Annotated in this window: 14 protein-coding genes and 2 pseudogenes; 11 read left to right on the forward strand and 5 right to left on the reverse strand. The window is 54.6% G+C overall.

Annotated features, from left to right (window positions below):
• Positions 1-71 precede the first annotated feature (71 nt).
• The 3 genes and pseudogenes from GCE01_RS14980 to GCE01_RS14990 form a co-directional block, all read right to left on the reverse strand.
• Positions 72-1,271 (reverse strand): Fic family protein, encoded by a 1,200-nt coding sequence (locus GCE01_RS14980; RefSeq protein WP_099213483.1) that lies wholly within the window; start codon positions 1,269-1,271, stop codon positions 72-74.
• A 111-nt stretch (positions 1,272-1,382) separates the two neighbouring features.
• A pseudogene (locus GCE01_RS14985) lies at positions 1,383-2,521 on the reverse strand (IS3 family transposase).
• Positions 2,499-3,653, reverse strand: coding sequence for a ParB/RepB/Spo0J family partition protein (locus GCE01_RS14990; RefSeq protein WP_244591261.1), 1,155 nt, complete (start codon positions 3,651-3,653; stop codon positions 2,499-2,501). The pseudogene GCE01_RS14985 and the gene GCE01_RS14990 overlap by 23 nt, the downstream one beginning before the upstream one ends.
• Positions 3,654-3,874: 221 nt before the next feature.
• Between GCE01_RS14990 and GCE01_RS14995 the strand changes: the two genes are divergently transcribed.
• The 4 genes from GCE01_RS14995 to GCE01_RS15015 all read left to right on the forward strand — a co-directional run bounded on the left by GCE01_RS14995 (position 3,875) and on the right by GCE01_RS15015 (position 6,754).
• The gene (locus GCE01_RS14995; protein WP_099213484.1) at positions 3,875-4,129 is read left to right on the forward strand and encodes a type II toxin-antitoxin system prevent-host-death family antitoxin; all 255 of its coding nucleotides are present in this window, start codon (positions 3,875-3,877) and stop codon (positions 4,127-4,129) included.
• Entirely contained in the window at positions 4,126-4,539 is a 414-nt protein-coding gene (locus tag GCE01_RS15000; protein ID WP_244591262.1) for a hypothetical protein, read from the forward strand. The genes GCE01_RS14995 and GCE01_RS15000 overlap by 4 nt, the downstream gene beginning before the upstream one ends.
• 186 nt (positions 4,540-4,725) lie before the next feature.
• Complete coding sequence (locus GCE01_RS15005) at positions 4,726-5,619, forward strand: peptidylprolyl isomerase (protein WP_211516785.1); 894 nt, start codon at positions 4,726-4,728, stop codon at positions 5,617-5,619.
• Positions 5,620-5,998: 379 nt separating this feature from the next.
• The gene (locus tag GCE01_RS15015; protein WP_211516786.1) at positions 5,999-6,754 is read left to right on the forward strand and encodes a class I SAM-dependent methyltransferase; all 756 of its coding nucleotides are present in this window, start codon (positions 5,999-6,001) and stop codon (positions 6,752-6,754) included.
• Positions 6,755-7,058: 304 nt separating this feature from the next.
• Here GCE01_RS15015 and GCE01_RS15020 read toward each other — a convergent pair whose 3' ends face one another.
• Positions 7,059-7,457, reverse strand: coding sequence for a VOC family protein (locus GCE01_RS15020; protein WP_099213487.1), 399 nt, complete (start codon positions 7,455-7,457; stop codon positions 7,059-7,061).
• 68 nt (positions 7,458-7,525) lie between these two features.
• Here GCE01_RS15020 and GCE01_RS15025 point away from each other — a divergent pair, with 68 nt between their 5' ends.
• Positions 7,526-8,251: a helix-turn-helix transcriptional regulator gene (locus GCE01_RS15025; protein ID WP_099213488.1), complete on the forward strand. Its 726-nt coding sequence runs from the start codon at positions 7,526-7,528 to the stop codon at positions 8,249-8,251.
• A gap of 150 nt (positions 8,252-8,401) precedes the next feature.
• Here the strand turns inward: GCE01_RS15025 and GCE01_RS17430 are convergent.
• Positions 8,402-8,620 (reverse strand): annotated as a pseudogene (locus GCE01_RS17430) (helix-turn-helix domain-containing protein); the annotation flags it as partial.
• Between the two features lie 269 nt (positions 8,621-8,889).
• Here GCE01_RS17430 and GCE01_RS15035 point away from each other — a divergent pair.
• The 6 genes from GCE01_RS15035 (at position 8,890) to GCE01_RS15060 (ending at position 15,021) form a co-directional block, all read left to right on the forward strand.
• The gene (locus GCE01_RS15035; protein ID WP_099213489.1) at positions 8,890-10,266 is read left to right on the forward strand and encodes an aminotransferase-like domain-containing protein; all 1,377 of its coding nucleotides are present in this window, start codon (positions 8,890-8,892) and stop codon (positions 10,264-10,266) included.
• A gap of 53 nt (positions 10,267-10,319) precedes the next feature.
• Positions 10,320-10,637 carry a putative quinol monooxygenase gene (locus GCE01_RS15040; protein ID WP_099213490.1) on the forward strand — a complete coding sequence of 106 codons (318 nt, stop codon included), beginning with the start codon at positions 10,320-10,322 and terminating at the stop codon, positions 10,635-10,637.
• Positions 10,638-10,639: 2 nt separating this feature from the next.
• Entirely contained in the window at positions 10,640-11,866 is a 1,227-nt protein-coding gene (locus GCE01_RS15045) for a Tm-1-like ATP-binding domain-containing protein (RefSeq protein ID WP_099213491.1), read from the forward strand.
• Positions 11,859-12,689 carry a phosphoenolpyruvate hydrolase family protein gene (locus GCE01_RS15050; RefSeq protein WP_099213492.1) on the forward strand — a complete coding sequence of 277 codons (831 nt, stop codon included), beginning with the start codon at positions 11,859-11,861 and terminating at the stop codon, positions 12,687-12,689. Before GCE01_RS15045 ends, GCE01_RS15050 begins: the two co-directional genes overlap by 8 nt.
• A gap of 489 nt (positions 12,690-13,178) precedes the next feature.
• Complete coding sequence (locus GCE01_RS15055; RefSeq protein ID WP_099213493.1) at positions 13,179-13,787, forward strand: nitroreductase family protein; 609 nt, start codon at positions 13,179-13,181, stop codon at positions 13,785-13,787.
• 37 nt (positions 13,788-13,824) lie between these two features.
• Positions 13,825-15,021, forward strand: a complete 1,197-nt coding sequence (locus GCE01_RS15060; protein ID WP_244591263.1) for an MFS transporter — start codon at positions 13,825-13,827, stop codon at positions 15,019-15,021.
• Positions 15,022-15,212 lie beyond the last annotated feature (191 nt).

Raw genomic sequence — 15,212 nt, forward strand, 5'->3', positions numbered from 1 at the left:
AACTATCGCTGCTCGAAAGACAAAATATAAGGTCCCCTGTTCGCTCACCGACCACAATCAAAGCAAGGGCATTAGACTTGGGTACCTGAGCCTGGAATTATAGGATCTTCTGCAAAGGGTCGGTTCAGGATGCCAAGCACTTCATCTGCAACGTAAATTCGATTGCGGGCATAGCCAGTTCGCTCTCTCAGGATCCCAGCCTGGCAAAGCTGGCTAATTGCCGTGTGAGCAGCGGGTGGCGTAATCGACAGCAAAGTTCCCAGCCGTGGAGCCGTCAGAACCGGATAATCCCTAAGGATATCAAGCGCTCGTAGCGCTGCTGATCCCTTTCGGAACGAACGACGAGTCAACCATGCAGCATTCAGGGTTCTGAGAGCTTCACGGGTGATGCGTAACTCCTGAACCGTTTGAACAATGGCATTCGACACAAAGCCGATCAGAGGAAGCCAGTTTAGTTTCTGCTGGGCTTGTTTGAGAGCTGCATAATAAGCCTGTTTGTGGAGCTCTATATACGGTGAGAGATAGAGCGGAATGTGTTTCTCAGCTGCCATCATCAGGGGCAGCAGGAGCCGACCCACGCGACCATTCCCGTCTCGGAACGGATGAACAGCCTCGAAATGAGCATGGGCTAACGCCATCCGGGTAATCAAGGACTGGGTCATCATCTGCATCCCGTCTTCCCGCATATAATCCAGGGTCTCTTCCAGCAAATGAGGGACTTCAGCCGGTGGTGGAGGATTATAGACGGAATAGGCAATGTGCCCATTGCCGCCGATCCATACGACCTCCTGCCGGAAGTCTCCCGGAGTATCTCGGTAGGACGCATCATGGCCGAGTACACTACGATGCAGGTTCTGGATCAGATCGACCTGAAAGATTTGACGGCCCTTAGTGAGAGCCGATGGCACGAACCGCTCCAGAGCCAGCGCGTAATCCCGAACCTGTCTAACCGCCTGCCCTCCCTGATCGTCATCTTCGTCAGCGATAAGAAGTTCATCGAGGGTGCTATGGGTTCCTTCCATCGCCGAACTGCTGACGGCTTCACGGCGGCTGAGAATACGACTGATCTGATAAGGATCTGGAAGAGAGCGCGCAATCTCATCAGCCTGTCCCAATGCCAGCTGGGCCTGGGAATGCAGCGCTGTGATTTCTTCAAGAGGAATTCCTTCCTCCGGAAGAGGGAGAGGAAGAACACCATAGTGATGCTCATAAGGGACTGGAAGACGGACCAGACGCTCACGGACACCACCGGATAATTCCGTTCGCTTCATGCCCAGAAACCTTTATCAAAGAACTTGAAAAGATAATCTTATTAAAGGTTATAACAGAAAACTTTCAATAATTGGACGTGTCACGGTTTAGTTCCGGACCATGGGTATTTGTTAAGCGACGTTGCGCTCATGATCCAGAGGACTTTTCCACTGGAGTGCGGAATGCCGCCTCTGCGCGTTGTAGAAATTGTTGATGTAAAGAGTGATGGCCTGCTCGACCTCCTGACGTGTGCTCCAGGCCTGTCGCCACATGAGTTCTGCTTTCAGGGTTTTGAAGAAGCTTTCTGTCACTGCATTATCCCAGCAGTTTCCCTTTCTGCTCATGGACACGAGAAAGCCATGAGCAGAAAGGAGCTGACGGTAAGCCTCTGAACAATACTGACTGCCACGATCAGCATGATGGATGCAGCCTGGTGGTGGCTGACGCAAGGCAATAGCGCGTTGTAACGCTGTAGTGGCAAGATCTGCGGTCATACGGACATCAAGGTTCCAGCCGATGACTCTTCGTGAGAAGAGGTCCAGCACCACAACCAGGTAAACCCAGCCTTCCCGCGTCCAGATGTATGTGATGTCCGCTGTTCATTTCTGGTTAAGCGATGTTGCGGAGAAGTCCTGTCCCAGAAGGTTGGGTTCAATGGCATGACTGTGAGCGCTCTTCGTGGTTACTTTAAAGCGCTGCGTTCGGACAACCCGGATGTCATTCTCCCGCATCAGCCGTCCCACACGGCGATGTCCGGCAGAAAAGCCACGAGCTCTGAGTTCCTCTGTCATGCGGGGACGTCCGTAGCTTCGCCTGCTCTGCGCGTGAATGGTGCGGATATGGACCATCAGAGCATCATCCTGTCTTCTGCGGGCACAGACCGGACGACGTCGCCAGGCTCTCAAACCTCGGTCGCTGACACCAAACAGCCGACAGACCCGTTCACGGGAAAGCGGACCGTGATATCGCGCAATGAACGCAAACCTCACGATCTTTGGTTCGCGAAGAACTGTGTCGCCTTTTTTAGCAGTTCCCTCTCCTCCTTCAGCAGAAGGTTCTCACGACGTAATCTCTCATTCTCACGTAATAACGCCGTATGATCCGTTGTGTCAGCAACGACAGTGTCGTGCTTCTGGGCATCACGGATCCATGTCTTCAACGTCGAAGACCCAATACCCAGATCCTGAGCAATACGCTCACGCGACAGACCGCTGCTCAGAGCTAAACGCACCGCCTCGTGTCTGAACTCAGCCTTGTAAACTCGTCCCATTCCAATTTTCCTTTACAACCACTTTCGGTCTTAAAGGTCCGGCACTAAACCGCGACACGTCCATCTTGTGGCCGGTCCCGGAAACGTCCGGTCGTTCCTTGGGGGCCTCGGGCTCTGCGGGTCCGGTCGCGTGGCTTTGCGTGAAGGCAACAGAAGGACGGCAGCGTTCTTCCACGATCTTCAGGGTGCGGGGATTGAGGCCGTACCCCATGACTTCACCCTCCTGTGTCGCCATCCAGGTGCCCATGGTGATGAAGCCCTCGGGCGCACGAACATATCCGTACTCGTCCGAGACCAGGACAATGGAGTTTTCGGGCCGCTCATTGTCCAGCCAGTCCTGCTGTGCTGCGGCGTAAGCTGTGGCATCAAGCGTGTAGCGGCTGTCTGTCCCGGGTTCTGCAAACAGATCCTCCATCCAGACGATGTTGTGCTTACGGGTAAGATCATCCCCGAAACGGGCGTTGCGGGCGTACCATTCTTTCTGTTCGAGGTTCCGGGCAAGCGCGCCCCAGGCCACGGTATCCTCCGGATCTTCGGCCTTCACGCGATACTCGGCCGGATCCTCGTCGTCTTCCACGCTCTCGGAAAACATTTCCGCCCATGCGTCACGCTGCTCGTCCAGAGAGGCCTGCGCGATGACCTTGCGCTGCCGCTCATCAGGCCCTCGGCCGAGAGCGATGGCATCCAGAATGGGCGGGTGCAGCTTCGCCAGAAGGCTGAGACGCTTGAGATAGCTCGGCGTGACCATCAGGGCGGCGCAGACCTGCGGATCTGTATAGCCAAGCTGCTCGCGCAGACGGGTGACGCTGTTCCACTGCTCTGGCTCCGTCATGTCCAGACGCACGAAGTTCTCACTGACGGCGGCCAGGGCATCAAGGTCTTCGCTCTGGTCTCCGACATAAACGTCGATCTCTGTCAGACCGGCATAGATGGCGCCTTCTGTCCGACGGTGACCTGCCACGATCATCAGGCGTCCGTCTTCCAGTTCCCGGACGGCCGGAGGATGGAGGATACCAATCGCCTTGATATTCAGGGCGAGTTTGCGCAGTTCTTCAAGACTTCCGATGGAAGAGCGCGGATTGTTCGGGTTGGACACAAGGGTTCTCGGATCAACACGGCGAAGCTCGGCCATGGAACGCTCTTTCTATGATTTTTCAGATGTCCCTCCCGCGTCACGGGCCAGCCAGCCGCGCAAGGCCGCGCGAAGCGCGCCCGGCCTGAGCCTTGCGCGGTTGGCTGGTTCGTGACAGCCCCGCCCTTCCTTCTTGTCCTTCGCCTTTTCGAAGTGTTCTTCCTTCAGAAATTGCATCAAATCTGTGAATGCTGTATTTTATGTAAATAAAGGAGAACGCTATGCGCACATTCTCGACAAGCGATTTGTCCCGGAAATCCGGAGACATCATCGCCAGTGCCCTGCAAGGGCCAATTTCAATTAATCAGCGCGGCAAACCACGGTTGGTTATGCTGAGTGTCGAACAATACGAGGCATTGGTGGGAAACGCACCAGAGCGTACTGCCGGTGCCACTACGGAAATGCCTCAGGATCTGGTGCACGACGTAGCAAATGCGATTGACGGGTACCTGTTGGAAACCCGCACAGAACCATGAGTCAGACTTTTCGGCCCGGGATGGTACTGCGATACCCCTATCTCTGGCATTGGCAGAGCGGAAATGGCGAAACAGAAGGACGCAAAGATCGTCCAACAGCAGTTGCCGCAGTCTTTGTGGGACGTGATGATCGTCAGTACGTTCTTCTCCTTCCCCTGACGACGAAACAACCCTCTGGGCCACGCATTGCAGTCGAGGTCCCGGCAACCGAGAAAAAGCGGGCAGGCCTTGATCAGGAACTGCGCCAATGGATCCTGTTGGACGAATACAACCTGGATCCGACCGCTACCTCGTATTACTTGCAGCACACGTCATCGCTTGGTCAGTTCAGTGACGCGTTCATGCGTCCCGTACTGGCACAATTCCGCGACCTCTTACCTACGGCACGACGCATTTCTCGCTATCCTTGAGACAAGCCGATCACGCCTACTTTCCCGACGCTCAAGATCTCTGGCGTCCGTCTTAGAAGCGGATTTTTACTGACTCCCCTCACCACGGAAGACTGCCTCTAACTCACCTGCGACGTAACGTGGAAGGCCTGTTCTGATTCAGTCCTAAGAGGGAGGATTGGAAAGGGCTGGTCCTCGGTGTGGGAAATGGGCATTCTGTCTCGTATGCGACATGCTCTTCCTGCCTTATTGCTCGTATTGCCGTTGGGGGGCGCTCTTGCCGCAGTGCCCTCGCCTGCCGAGATCGTGGATCATGCTCCGGATAGTGCATGGCGGACAGTCCCGTCCGAACAGTTGTTGCTTATGAAGACGAACGATGGGCGGCGGATCGTGATCGAACTCGCTCCGCAATTTGCGCCTGTGCACGTCGCTAATATCGTGCGTCTTGCGCAAAGCCGGGCCTGGGACGGCGGAGCGATCATGCGTGTGCAGGATAATTACGTCGTCCAATGGAGCGTCAGGGACGAAAAAGCATCTTTACCCACGCATTTCGTCGCGCATCCGCCTGCTGAATACGATCGCCCGCTCGAGGGGCTCACATATCGTTCTCTCGGCTATGCCGATCCTTATGCCGCGCAGGTCGGGTTTGCGGATGGGTGGCCCGTTGGCGGCGATGGAACGAGCGTGTGGCCAGCGCAGTGCTACGGGACTATCGGTGTGGCGCGGAATATGCCGCCGGATACAGGAAACGGACAGGAACTTTATGTGGTCAACGGTGAGGCGCCCCGCCAACTCGACCGAAACCTCGCGGTCGTCGGCCGTGTATTGGTTGGGATAGAGCAACTGGGTGCGTTACCGCGTGGCACGGGTCCGCTTGGGTTTTATACCGATGTGCTGCAGAACGTCGGTATTCAAAGCGTTGTACTTGCTTCGGACTTGCCGGTCTCCGAGCGCCCAAAGGTTCAGACAATGCGCGTCGAGAGTGCGACATTCGCGACGTATCTTGCTACGCGCGCCGCTAGGAGTGACCCGTTCTTTGTTCATCCCGCCCATGGCGTCGCACTCTGCAATGTCCCGGTGCCAGCACGCGAGGTGCTGTAGCCTTTAGAGGAGTGCGGTTCGTGATTGATCGGTCCCATCAGGCCTGATGCTCTGACATTACCTAATATCCCGAGCCGGGCTTACCGCAAGGATTGTCCACTATAACGCAGAATGTCCGTATTCGGCACTGGCTGGACGCATGCCCGAAGAGTCGTATCATGATACGACCACTCAATTTGAGCAGAAATAATACAGTTCTGACGATTGAAAGAGAGCCTTCCGTCGCGGTGGAAATGTTTTCCAACGACCCGTCTTCTCTCGTTTCCATTTGCGAGTAAACTCTTCTGCGAAGATGATCTTGTGAAGTTTTTTCAGCATTGCCACATTATCAAGAGAACAGCCTCGTGTGGCATTTCTGGTATAGGATGATCGGATCATAATGATGCGTAAAGCAGTTTCAGCCGCCGTCATCACGCTTCTGGCGTCTTCCGTAGCTTATGCAGCGCCTTTAGCTGATTATATTTCGTCTGCAATGAATGCTCCAATTCGTCAGGGCGACAGAGCGGATGATACCCGTCGGCACGGAGCTGAGATTACTGCACTGGCTGAGATCAAGCCAGGCGAGCATGTTGCTGATTTTCTGCCGGGCGGTGGTTATTGGACCCGTATTTTCTCTGGTATTGTTGGCCCTAACGGTAAGGTGCTGGACATCTGGCCAGCGGGCATGGTCGCTCCGAGATCAAAGGGCGAAATCCGCATGAAAGCGCTTGCCGGGGCACCAGGGACAGAAAACGTAGCGGCTGTCCCAGATGATCTTTCTCATCTCACCTTGCCAGCCCCCGTGGACGTATTCTTCACGTCCCAGAACCTTCATGATCTACCAACCCCATTTTTGGGCAACGTGGATATCACCGCATTCAGCAACCAGGTTTTCGATCTTCTAAAACCTGGTGGCCGCTTTGTTGTCATTGATCACGTGGCCGCCCCAGGGACAGGCCTCAGTGAGACGAACACTTTGCACCGTATTGATCCGGAAGTCGCCAAAAAAGCCATTCTGAATGCGGGATTTACTTTGAAAGCTGAAAGCAAATTACTGTCGAATCCTGATGATGATCATCACCTCAAAGTTTTTGATCCTGCCATTCGAGGAAAGACCGACCAGTTCATCTTCGTATTTATCAAGCCGGAACGTTAATTTATCAGAATGAGTCTATTTTTTGTGCCAAAGAAATAGACTCATTCAAGTGTAAACGTCGGATTTCCTCCTAAACTACCTGTCTGCCCAATGATACAAAAGCAGGCAGGCGGCTATCGCCCGACGTAGTAGGTGATCTTCAGGAGCGCCCATTTGTATCGTGAAAATCGATTGCACGAATGGCCGCTTTTCCAGTCCTACCGCCCAACTGCCGACATTCCCTTTGCCCCCGTCACTCGGTATCCGCGAGTATCCAGTTGTTTACGGCTCCAAAGAATTACGCATCAACGCCGACCGTACTTTGTCACAGGCTCCCGAAACGGAGACGGGCGGCTTCGGTTACAGGTGTGAACAAGCTAATGATAGTCCCCTCGGGGTCGCGGAACTGGAGCGTGCGGTTACCCCAAGGCAGCGTCTTAGGTTCGATCACAACGGCCACCTTGCCTTTCAGACGCTTAAATTCAGCGTCCACGTCCTCGACCCTGAATTCAAGGATGGCCGTGCGATTGGCGCCTGGCTCGGCACTTCCTTCCATGAACAGCGCCACTGTCTCGGTACTACCGATCGCAATTCTTGCGCCAGAGGTTACGATTTCGGCAAACTGAGGCGCAAGCCATTCGGCAGAGTGTCCGATCACCAGTTCATAAAAAGCAACCATCATAGTGATGTCGGCGGCAATGAGACGGGTAGAGGCGAATGTCATCGGTAAGTTCCTGTGCAGGTTGTGTTCCGCACTTTTTGGCACAATCATGCTGACAGCATCCTGTCAGCATGATTGCAGAGCCTTTGCGTAGCACCGATCGCCTTTTTCAGATCATCCAGATCCTGCGCCGCTCGTCTCGCCCCGTTACGGCGAGGATGCTGTCCGAGGAACTTGAAGTCTCCATCCGCACGATTTATCGCGACGTTGCACATTTGATCGGGCAGCGCGTACCCATTTCAGGTGAAGCAGGCGTTGGGTACATTTTGGGGGCTGGATATGACATGCCACCCCTTGCACTGCTCCCGGCTGAGCTTGAAGCAATCGTTCTGGGAGCACAGTGGGTGGCGGCCCATGGTGAAAAGGAACTGTCACGTGCCGCATTGGATGTACTCGCCAAGATTGCAGCAGTTGTCTCCCCGGCCTTGCAGCCGTTTATCAGCATTCCAAGCACAGCGACAAAGCTGCCTCTCGATGTATCACAAGGCAAAGATGACAGAGCGAGCCTTAGAGCGGCTATTCGCGCAGGAATAAAGTTACGCCTGTATTATCGGGATCAACAAGGCGAGGTCACCGAGCGTAAAGTATGGCCAGTCGTTCTCGGTTATTCGGACATTACGTGCATGTTGATCGCCTGGTGCGAGTTGAGGCAGGGATTTCGTCACTTCCGTACGGACCGGATCCACGCGGTAGAAATTCTGGATGAGAAGATAGGTGAGTCTCGCTCCCGACTGCTTCAACGCTGGAAAGCGCAACGCATAACGGCACTCGCTCAAATTACGACGGAAGCCGGTTGATCGTTTTCCCAGTCCTGCCAGTTGAGGGCATTAACATCGCTCGACACATATTTTAGGCGAGTAGGAACGTCTGCTATTTTACGTTCGAGCACGAACAACGGATCCCCCCGTAGCGGTCGTCTGAACGAGCGTATCGGGACCTGTGTTTTCTCAGCGCGCCGCAGGAAGCAGCTCACTCACCAATGACGGCCGCTTATCCGACATCGCCAGCAAAACCTGAACTCGTCCGGTTGGCTGACGACGGCCATGCTCCCAGTTCAGGAGGGTCCCCTTGGCGCGCCCGATGCTTCTGGCAAACTGTGCCTAAGAGAGTCCGCTCCGGGTTCTGATGGCCGCCACGTCAACCGACTGAACGCGGACCTGGTAGGTTTACAAACCTCTTATTTCGGCCGATCAAAAGTCTTAAGACATTGGAAATGTTATGTAATAGATCTTCCTAAGATAAGTTCTTCGAACCCTTCCAGATCCCGAACCTAATATTTCGTCTCGTTTGGTATAATTAGGGAGCTATGACGATTGGCTTCTTGCTTCGCGGGGGCGGGACGATACGATAGAACGGTCCTAACCACCCTCCATCTGCCATCAATAGTGGGGTATTCCCCCACTATTGAGCTTTCTAAAATTAATTAGGCAAAACAATGCGAAGCCAGTCACCTTGGAATGCACGTCTCCCAGACGGAACTGGATCGGCGGCGGAACGCCTAGCCGACGTGCTGGGATCAGACATACTCCATGGTATTTTGTCTGTTGGCGATCGACTGCCAGCACACCGTGACCTCGCGTGGCGTCTGGGCATCGGCATTGGATCCGTTACGCGCGCTTATGCCATTCTTGAAAGACGCGGATTAGTGCGGGCCGAGCATGGGCGCGGATCTTTCGTTGCCGCACGGGCGGATGATCCGTCGATTTTGCTGGATATGTCCACCAATATGCCCCCGCCCATGTTTAGTGACCGAGCACTCGCTCGCACCCTGTCACGTCTGGCCCGTACCGTCGACGCCGCCCTTTTTAACGTTTATCCACCTGTTGCTGGACATATCGAACACCGTCGAATTATGGCGCACTGGCTGACAGGTTGCGGTATCGAAATCGATCCGGAAAATCTGTTACTGACTGGTGGAGCGCAACAGGCACTCAGCGTGGCGTTCACCGTCGCGCGCCCACATGTGGGCAGCATTATAACCGAAGAGGTGACCTACCCCGGCATGCTGGACACAGTGCGTCGCGGAGGAAAAACCTTGCAAAGTATTGCCATGGATGCGCGCGGGATGATGCCTGATGGGCTGGAAGCCGCCTTATCGTCACCCCAAACTGGACGGGCATTAGTGTATGTAACGCCCACCCTGCATAATCCAACCACCGCTTGCATGGATAGCGATCGAGTACATGCCATTGCCCAGTTGTGCCGCCGGTTCGATGCTCTGGTCATCGAAGATGGTGTCTATGCTGGACAGAGCAAGCTAAACCACACTCTCGCGGCGCTCATTCCGGAACGGACTTTTCATGTTTCCAGTCTGTCAAAAATCATCAGTCCAGGTTTGCGCATAGGCGCGCTGGCCCCCCCAGCTGCATTCGCAGCGCAGACACTTCCAGTGCTGCTTGCATCATCCCTGATGATCGCTCCCCTGTCCTATGCGATGATGGCTCAGTGGTTGAGCGATGGAACGGCTAGCAGCGTCCGTCAATCTTTACGTGCCGAAGCCGCAAGACGACGGAATCTTGCTCGTAATATATTGGGCAAACGCATGACAGAACCGGGTGGAGACGGCTTTCACCTTTGGCTGCCCATGGATGCATCCACAGCAGAAAACGTCGCTGAAAACGCAAAGGCACTCGGTGTTTCAATCGCACCACCGAGCGCTTTTTCCAGTTGCGACACCCTTCAAAAAACAGGCGTAAGGCTCGCCCTGGGTGCCGTATCCTTCAAAAATCTGACCGTAGCGCTGACGCGCATACGTCAGGCATGCGAACTAGTAGAAAGAAAAGTGTCACGTGACACTATAGTCGTAGGCTGAAAGTGTCACTCCGCGTTAGTCTGAAAAGAACAGTCAGGCGGCGGAGAGAAAGCATGTCAGACCTATCAACAAATATCCTTACTATTATTGCCGAAATCTACATCCGCCCTGAACACAAAGATGCCATCCTCGGCGCAGTTGCGGCATGCGTTATCGCGTCGCGTTTAGAACCGTCCAATATCTCCTATGACTGCAAGCGTGACCAAAACGACCCGAAGCATCTCGTGTTTATCGAACAGTGGGAGAGCCTCGACGCGCTTCTAATTCATGAGCAGACGGCACATTTCCTGGCCATGAAAGAGACGTTTACGGCAGGACTGGAAAGACCACTGACGGTCACATTGCTTGAGCCGTGTCCCCGGATGGCCTGACGATGGCGAAATACGTCTATATCATCGGAACGCGAGACACCAAGGACGCAGAACTCTGTTATCTGCGAACCAAATTGTCGGAACGTGGTGTGCTCTCCAGAGTTGTCGATGTCTCCACAGGACACAATTGCAGCGGTGTCATTCAAGTCACCGATGTCGTGGCATGGGACGTCGCATCATGCCACCCGCGTGGGCCCGATGCCGTATTCGGGAATGTCAGAGGTTCAGCAATTGCAGGAATGTCTGACGCGTTGTTGCACTATCTCTCCTCGCGCCCTGATGTGGCAGGAGTACTGGCACTAGGGGGGTCTGGAGGCACCGCACTGGTAGCACCTGCTTTGCAGGCACTGCCCATCGGTGTTCCAAAAATTCTTGTGTCCACCGTGGCATCTGGAAACGTTGCGCCTTATGTTGGTGGATCAGATATAGCAATGCTGTATTCCGTGGTCGATCTGCAAGGGCTGAACCGTGTGTCGCGGCGTGTGCTCGAAAACGCAGCGAATGCCATGGCCGGTATGGTGCGTTCTGCGACGCATGAACCCGAAGACCAACGCCCTGCGATTGGCTTGACTATGTTTGGTGTCACGACACCCTGCGTCACACACCTGACTGATGCCCTGCATCACCAGTTTGATTGTTTGGTGTTTCACGCCACCGGTACGGGTGGTCGTTCGATGGAACAGCTGATTGATCGTGGAGTCATACGCGGTGTAATTGACGTTACAACAACGGAATTCTGCGACCGCATTGCGAATGGTATTTTCCCTTGTGGAGAAGACCGGCTCGGCGCAGTTGCACGCACTAGAGTGCCTTATGTTGGCAGTTGCGGTGGTCTCGACATGGTCAATTTCGCTGCCCGAGATACGGTTCCACAAAATTATAGAAATCGCGTTCTGGTAGAACATAACCCACACATCACACTGATGCGTACATCTGTCGAAGAATGTCGTCAGATGGGGCAAATGATCGCCGAACGCCTGAATCACTGCGAAGGCCCGGTCACATTCTTTATACCGGAAGGCGGCTTTTCTTTACTTGATGCGGCTGGAGAGGTCTTTTTCGATCCCGAAGCCGATGAAGCATTCGTCGCGGCATTGTCAGGGATGCTGCGCGAAAGCGCAAGGCGAAGGCTGATACGCCTGCCATATGCGCTCAATGATTCTGCTTTTGCTCAGGCAATGGCGGACGAATTTCAGACAATGTTCAAGGAGACAGAATTCAATGCCTAGCATTGCACGCGAAACTATTCTTGGTCGTTTGCGCGGCCTTATCGCAGAAGGGCGCCCTATCGTTGGAGGCGGAGCAGGAACAGGTCTTTCCGCCAAATGTGAGGCGGAGGGTGGCATCGATCTGATCGTCATTTACAACTCCGGTCGTTACCGCATGGCTGGACGCGGTTCACTTGCGGGGTTGCTTGCCTATGGCAATGCTAATCAGATCGTTATGGATATGGCACGTGAGGTGCTGCCAGTTGTCCCAAACACGCCAGTACTTGCCGGCGTGAATGGGACTGATCCATTTGTGGACTTTGATGTATTCCTCGACGAAATACGCAGAGTGGGTTTTTCTGGTATACAAAACTTCCCGACAGTCGGGCTGATTGACGGTACATTCCGGAAAAACCTTGAAGAAACCGGCATGAGCTATGCTATGGAAGTAGATGTCGTCGCTCGGGCCCGCAAGAAAGATTTGCTCACGACCCCTTATATCTTCGACCCAGAGCAAGCTATCAGCATGACAAAAGCGGGCGCGGATGTTCTGGTTGCCCACATGGGCCTGACAACTGGTGGCAATATTGGTGCAGAAACAGCATTCACACTGGACGACTGTATAACGCTGATCAACCAGATGACGGATGCTGCCAAAAGTGTGAGAGACGACGTCATCGTTCTTTGCCATGGCGGACCGATTGCAATGCCTGAAGATGCCCAGAAAGTCCTCAAGGCTTGCCCTGATTGCCATGGATTTTATGGTGCATCGAGTATGGAACGGTTGCCAACCGAACGCGCGCTGGTCGAACAGACACAATTGTTTAAATCTATGACGCGCTAGTATTCTTCCTGAAGGGCATGTTAGGAAATAGTAATTTTTTAAACATGCCTTTCTTTTTCTTTTCGTACATTTGAAAAATTCCATGAATAGCCATATAAATCAGGAGCATAGACATGATAGGAAGCGATGTCAGTGATGCTCTGCTCCGGCCCAAGTCTCGGAAACAGATCCCCGACGATGAAGAGATCGCCAGTCAGCGTCACGGCTGATAGTGTGTATGACACAAGGCGATCTTATGAAACCATTACCAGCCCTGATACATAGTAGATCATACCTCCCAAAAAGAATGTAGTGTTATGGCGCCTCGCATCAGCAAAGATGCCATCACCCGAAATGACACTCTGTAGGCCTACGGCTATCCCGGACGGGCCAAGGGGAACGATGGAACACCCATCAGACAGGCCGTCTCATAAGTCTAAGCACCCTTAATGCCCTCTCCGCGTTGACAGGGTAAATTGTACAACAGAGCCACACAACAGGAGAAATTTCATGCCCCTCGACGTCGCTAGTGCCATTCTGCAACGCCGCGCTATCAAAGTCTTCGATCCCGACCACCGCATGACGGACGCTGAACTCGACACACTGCTCGGTCTCGCCCGCCGTATGCCAACGGCGTTCAACATCCAGAATTGGCGCTTCGTCGCCGTGACCGATCCAGAACTGCGTACCAAGATCCGCGCCGTCGCATGGGATCAAGCTCAGGTTACTGACTCTTCCGTGCTTCTGGTTCTCTGCGCTGACATCAAGGCGTGGGAGAAATCCACCACGCGCTACTGGGAAAACGCCTCCACCGAAGTGCAGCAATTCATGACCGGCGCGATCGATCAGTATTATCGTGGACGCGAACAGGTCCAGCGCGACGAAGGCATGCGCTCGTGCGGTATGGCAGCGGCAGCCATCATGCTACAGGCCGAAAGCATGGGCTACGGCACATGCCCGATGGACGGTTTCGACTTCGACGCAGTGGGCAAGCTCATCAATCTTCCCACGGACTATGAAATCGTCATGTTCGTCGCGGTCGGCAAATGCGCCAAGGCTCCTCACCCGACGGGCGGCATCCTTCCGACGAACGAGATTATTTTCAGAAATACGTTCTGAGCCATTACCCCGGTCTAAAGTTACCAGAAAGCTGCCCGTGACAAACGCTACCGCTCACACGACATTCCGTCTGACACCGGCGATAACCGGACTGTTCGCCGGGGTGTGCGGCCTGACGGTCGCGAACATCTACTACGCGCAGGCTCTGATCGGCCCCATCACGGGTGCACTGGCCATTTCCTCCACATGGGCGGGAAGTATCGTCACGCTGACCCAACTCGGCTACGGGGCTGGGTTGGTCCTGATCGTGCCGCTCTGCGACCAGTCCGAAAACCGTCGTCTGATCCTCCTGACGATTGCCGGGCTTGTCGTCAGTCTGATCGGAGCGGCGCTCAGCACCTCAGTCGCGACATTCATGCTGTTTTCCGTCACCATCGGTCTGTGTTCCGTGGGATCGCAGATTCTGCTTCCGCTCGCCACGCATTTCGTGGAACCCGGTCAACGTGGCAGAACGATCGGCAATATCATGGGCGGTCTGCTGTCGGGGATCATGCTCTCGCGGCCCGTCGCAAACGCTATGGCGGCCGCGTTCGGCTGGCGAGCCGTGTTCTGGGCCTCTGCTGTCGTCATGATGCTCGCGGGTCTTGGGCTGGCGCGCGTTCTGCCCGTTCAGGCCCCAACCCGTCGCATGTCTTACGGAAGCCTCTTGCGGTCGATCATGCATCTTCTGGTCCAATACAGGACGTTAAGGGTTCGCATCGCCTGTCATGGTCTCGTCTTCGCTGTCTTCAACATGTTCTGGACCGCCATTCCGCTTTTGCTTCATGCCCAGTTCGGCTTTAGCCAGAGCAAGATTGCCCTCTTCGCACTCGCGGGAGCAGGCGGCGCACTGGCCGCTCCTCTCGCAGGACGCTTGGCTGACGCCGGACTGACCCGTCCCGCGACACTGAGCGCAATCGCACTCGTAGGCGCAACGTCTCTCACCTCGGGCTGGGCCGTCGCTGCAGGTTGGATTATCGTCCTCGCGGTACTTGCGCTGCTGCTGGATGGTGGGGTGCAAACCAATCAGGTCATCAGCCAGCGCGTGGTTTACAGTCTCAACGACACTGCGCGCGGACGCCTGAATGCTGCTTATATGGGCGGTGTGTTCGTCTGCGGTGCGCTCGGATCGTCTTGCGGGGCCGCACTCTACAGCATTGCAGGTTGGTGGGGCTTTGCGATCGCAGGAACGCTCATGTGCCTCGCCTCCCTCGCGCTCTTTGCCGCCACGAATGGTAGGCATGCCGCCTCATGAACCCTGCTCCATTCTCTCCGTCCCTGATCTGGTTTAAAATGCACGAACAGATAGAAATTCAAGATTAGTCTGCTTACCGGCGTCGACCTTCTTGATTCATTCGTTCAGCGTATGCGTCGAACAATCTACCTTGGTAGTACTCGATCTAAGTGATATCGGCTGAATTTTATTATCGGTGTCCTCATTCGGCT

The organism is Gluconobacter cerinus (assembly GCF_002723935.1).
GTDB classification, from domain to species: Bacteria; Pseudomonadota; Alphaproteobacteria; order Acetobacterales; family Acetobacteraceae; genus Gluconobacter; species Gluconobacter cerinus.

Excerpts from the sequence above, each read along its gene's own strand:
- GCE01_RS14995 (WP_099213484.1), top strand. The coding sequence starts at position 3,875 with ATGCGCACATTCTCGACAAGCGATTTGTCCCGGAAATCCGGAGACATC.
- GCE01_RS15025 (WP_099213488.1), top strand. The coding sequence starts at position 7,526 with ATGATTGCAGAGCCTTTGCGTAGCACCGATCGCCTTTTTCAGATCATC.
- GCE01_RS15035 (WP_099213489.1), top strand. The coding sequence starts at position 8,890 with ATGCGAAGCCAGTCACCTTGGAATGCACGTCTCCCAGACGGAACTGGA.
- GCE01_RS15005 (WP_211516785.1), top strand. The coding sequence starts at position 4,726 with ATGGGCATTCTGTCTCGTATGCGACATGCTCTTCCTGCCTTATTGCTC.
- GCE01_RS15045 (WP_099213491.1), top strand. The coding sequence starts at position 10,640 with ATGGCGAAATACGTCTATATCATCGGAACGCGAGACACCAAGGACGCA.
- GCE01_RS15015 (WP_211516786.1), top strand. The coding sequence starts at position 5,999 with ATGATGCGTAAAGCAGTTTCAGCCGCCGTCATCACGCTTCTGGCGTCT.
- GCE01_RS14980 (WP_099213483.1), bottom strand. The coding sequence starts at position 1,271 with ATGAAGCGAACGGAATTATCCGGTGGTGTCCGTGAGCGTCTGGTCCGT.
- GCE01_RS15050 (WP_099213492.1), top strand. The coding sequence starts at position 11,859 with ATGCCTAGCATTGCACGCGAAACTATTCTTGGTCGTTTGCGCGGCCTT.
- GCE01_RS15040 (WP_099213490.1), top strand. The coding sequence starts at position 10,320 with ATGTCAGACCTATCAACAAATATCCTTACTATTATTGCCGAAATCTAC.
- GCE01_RS15020 (WP_099213487.1), bottom strand. The coding sequence starts at position 7,457 with ATGACATTCGCCTCTACCCGTCTCATTGCCGCCGACATCACTATGATG.
- GCE01_RS14990 (WP_244591261.1), bottom strand. The coding sequence starts at position 3,653 with ATGGCCGAGCTTCGCCGTGTTGATCCGAGAACCCTTGTGTCCAACCCG.
- GCE01_RS15055 (WP_099213493.1), top strand. The coding sequence starts at position 13,179 with ATGCCCCTCGACGTCGCTAGTGCCATTCTGCAACGCCGCGCTATCAAA.
- GCE01_RS15000 (WP_244591262.1), top strand. The coding sequence starts at position 4,126 with ATGAGTCAGACTTTTCGGCCCGGGATGGTACTGCGATACCCCTATCTC.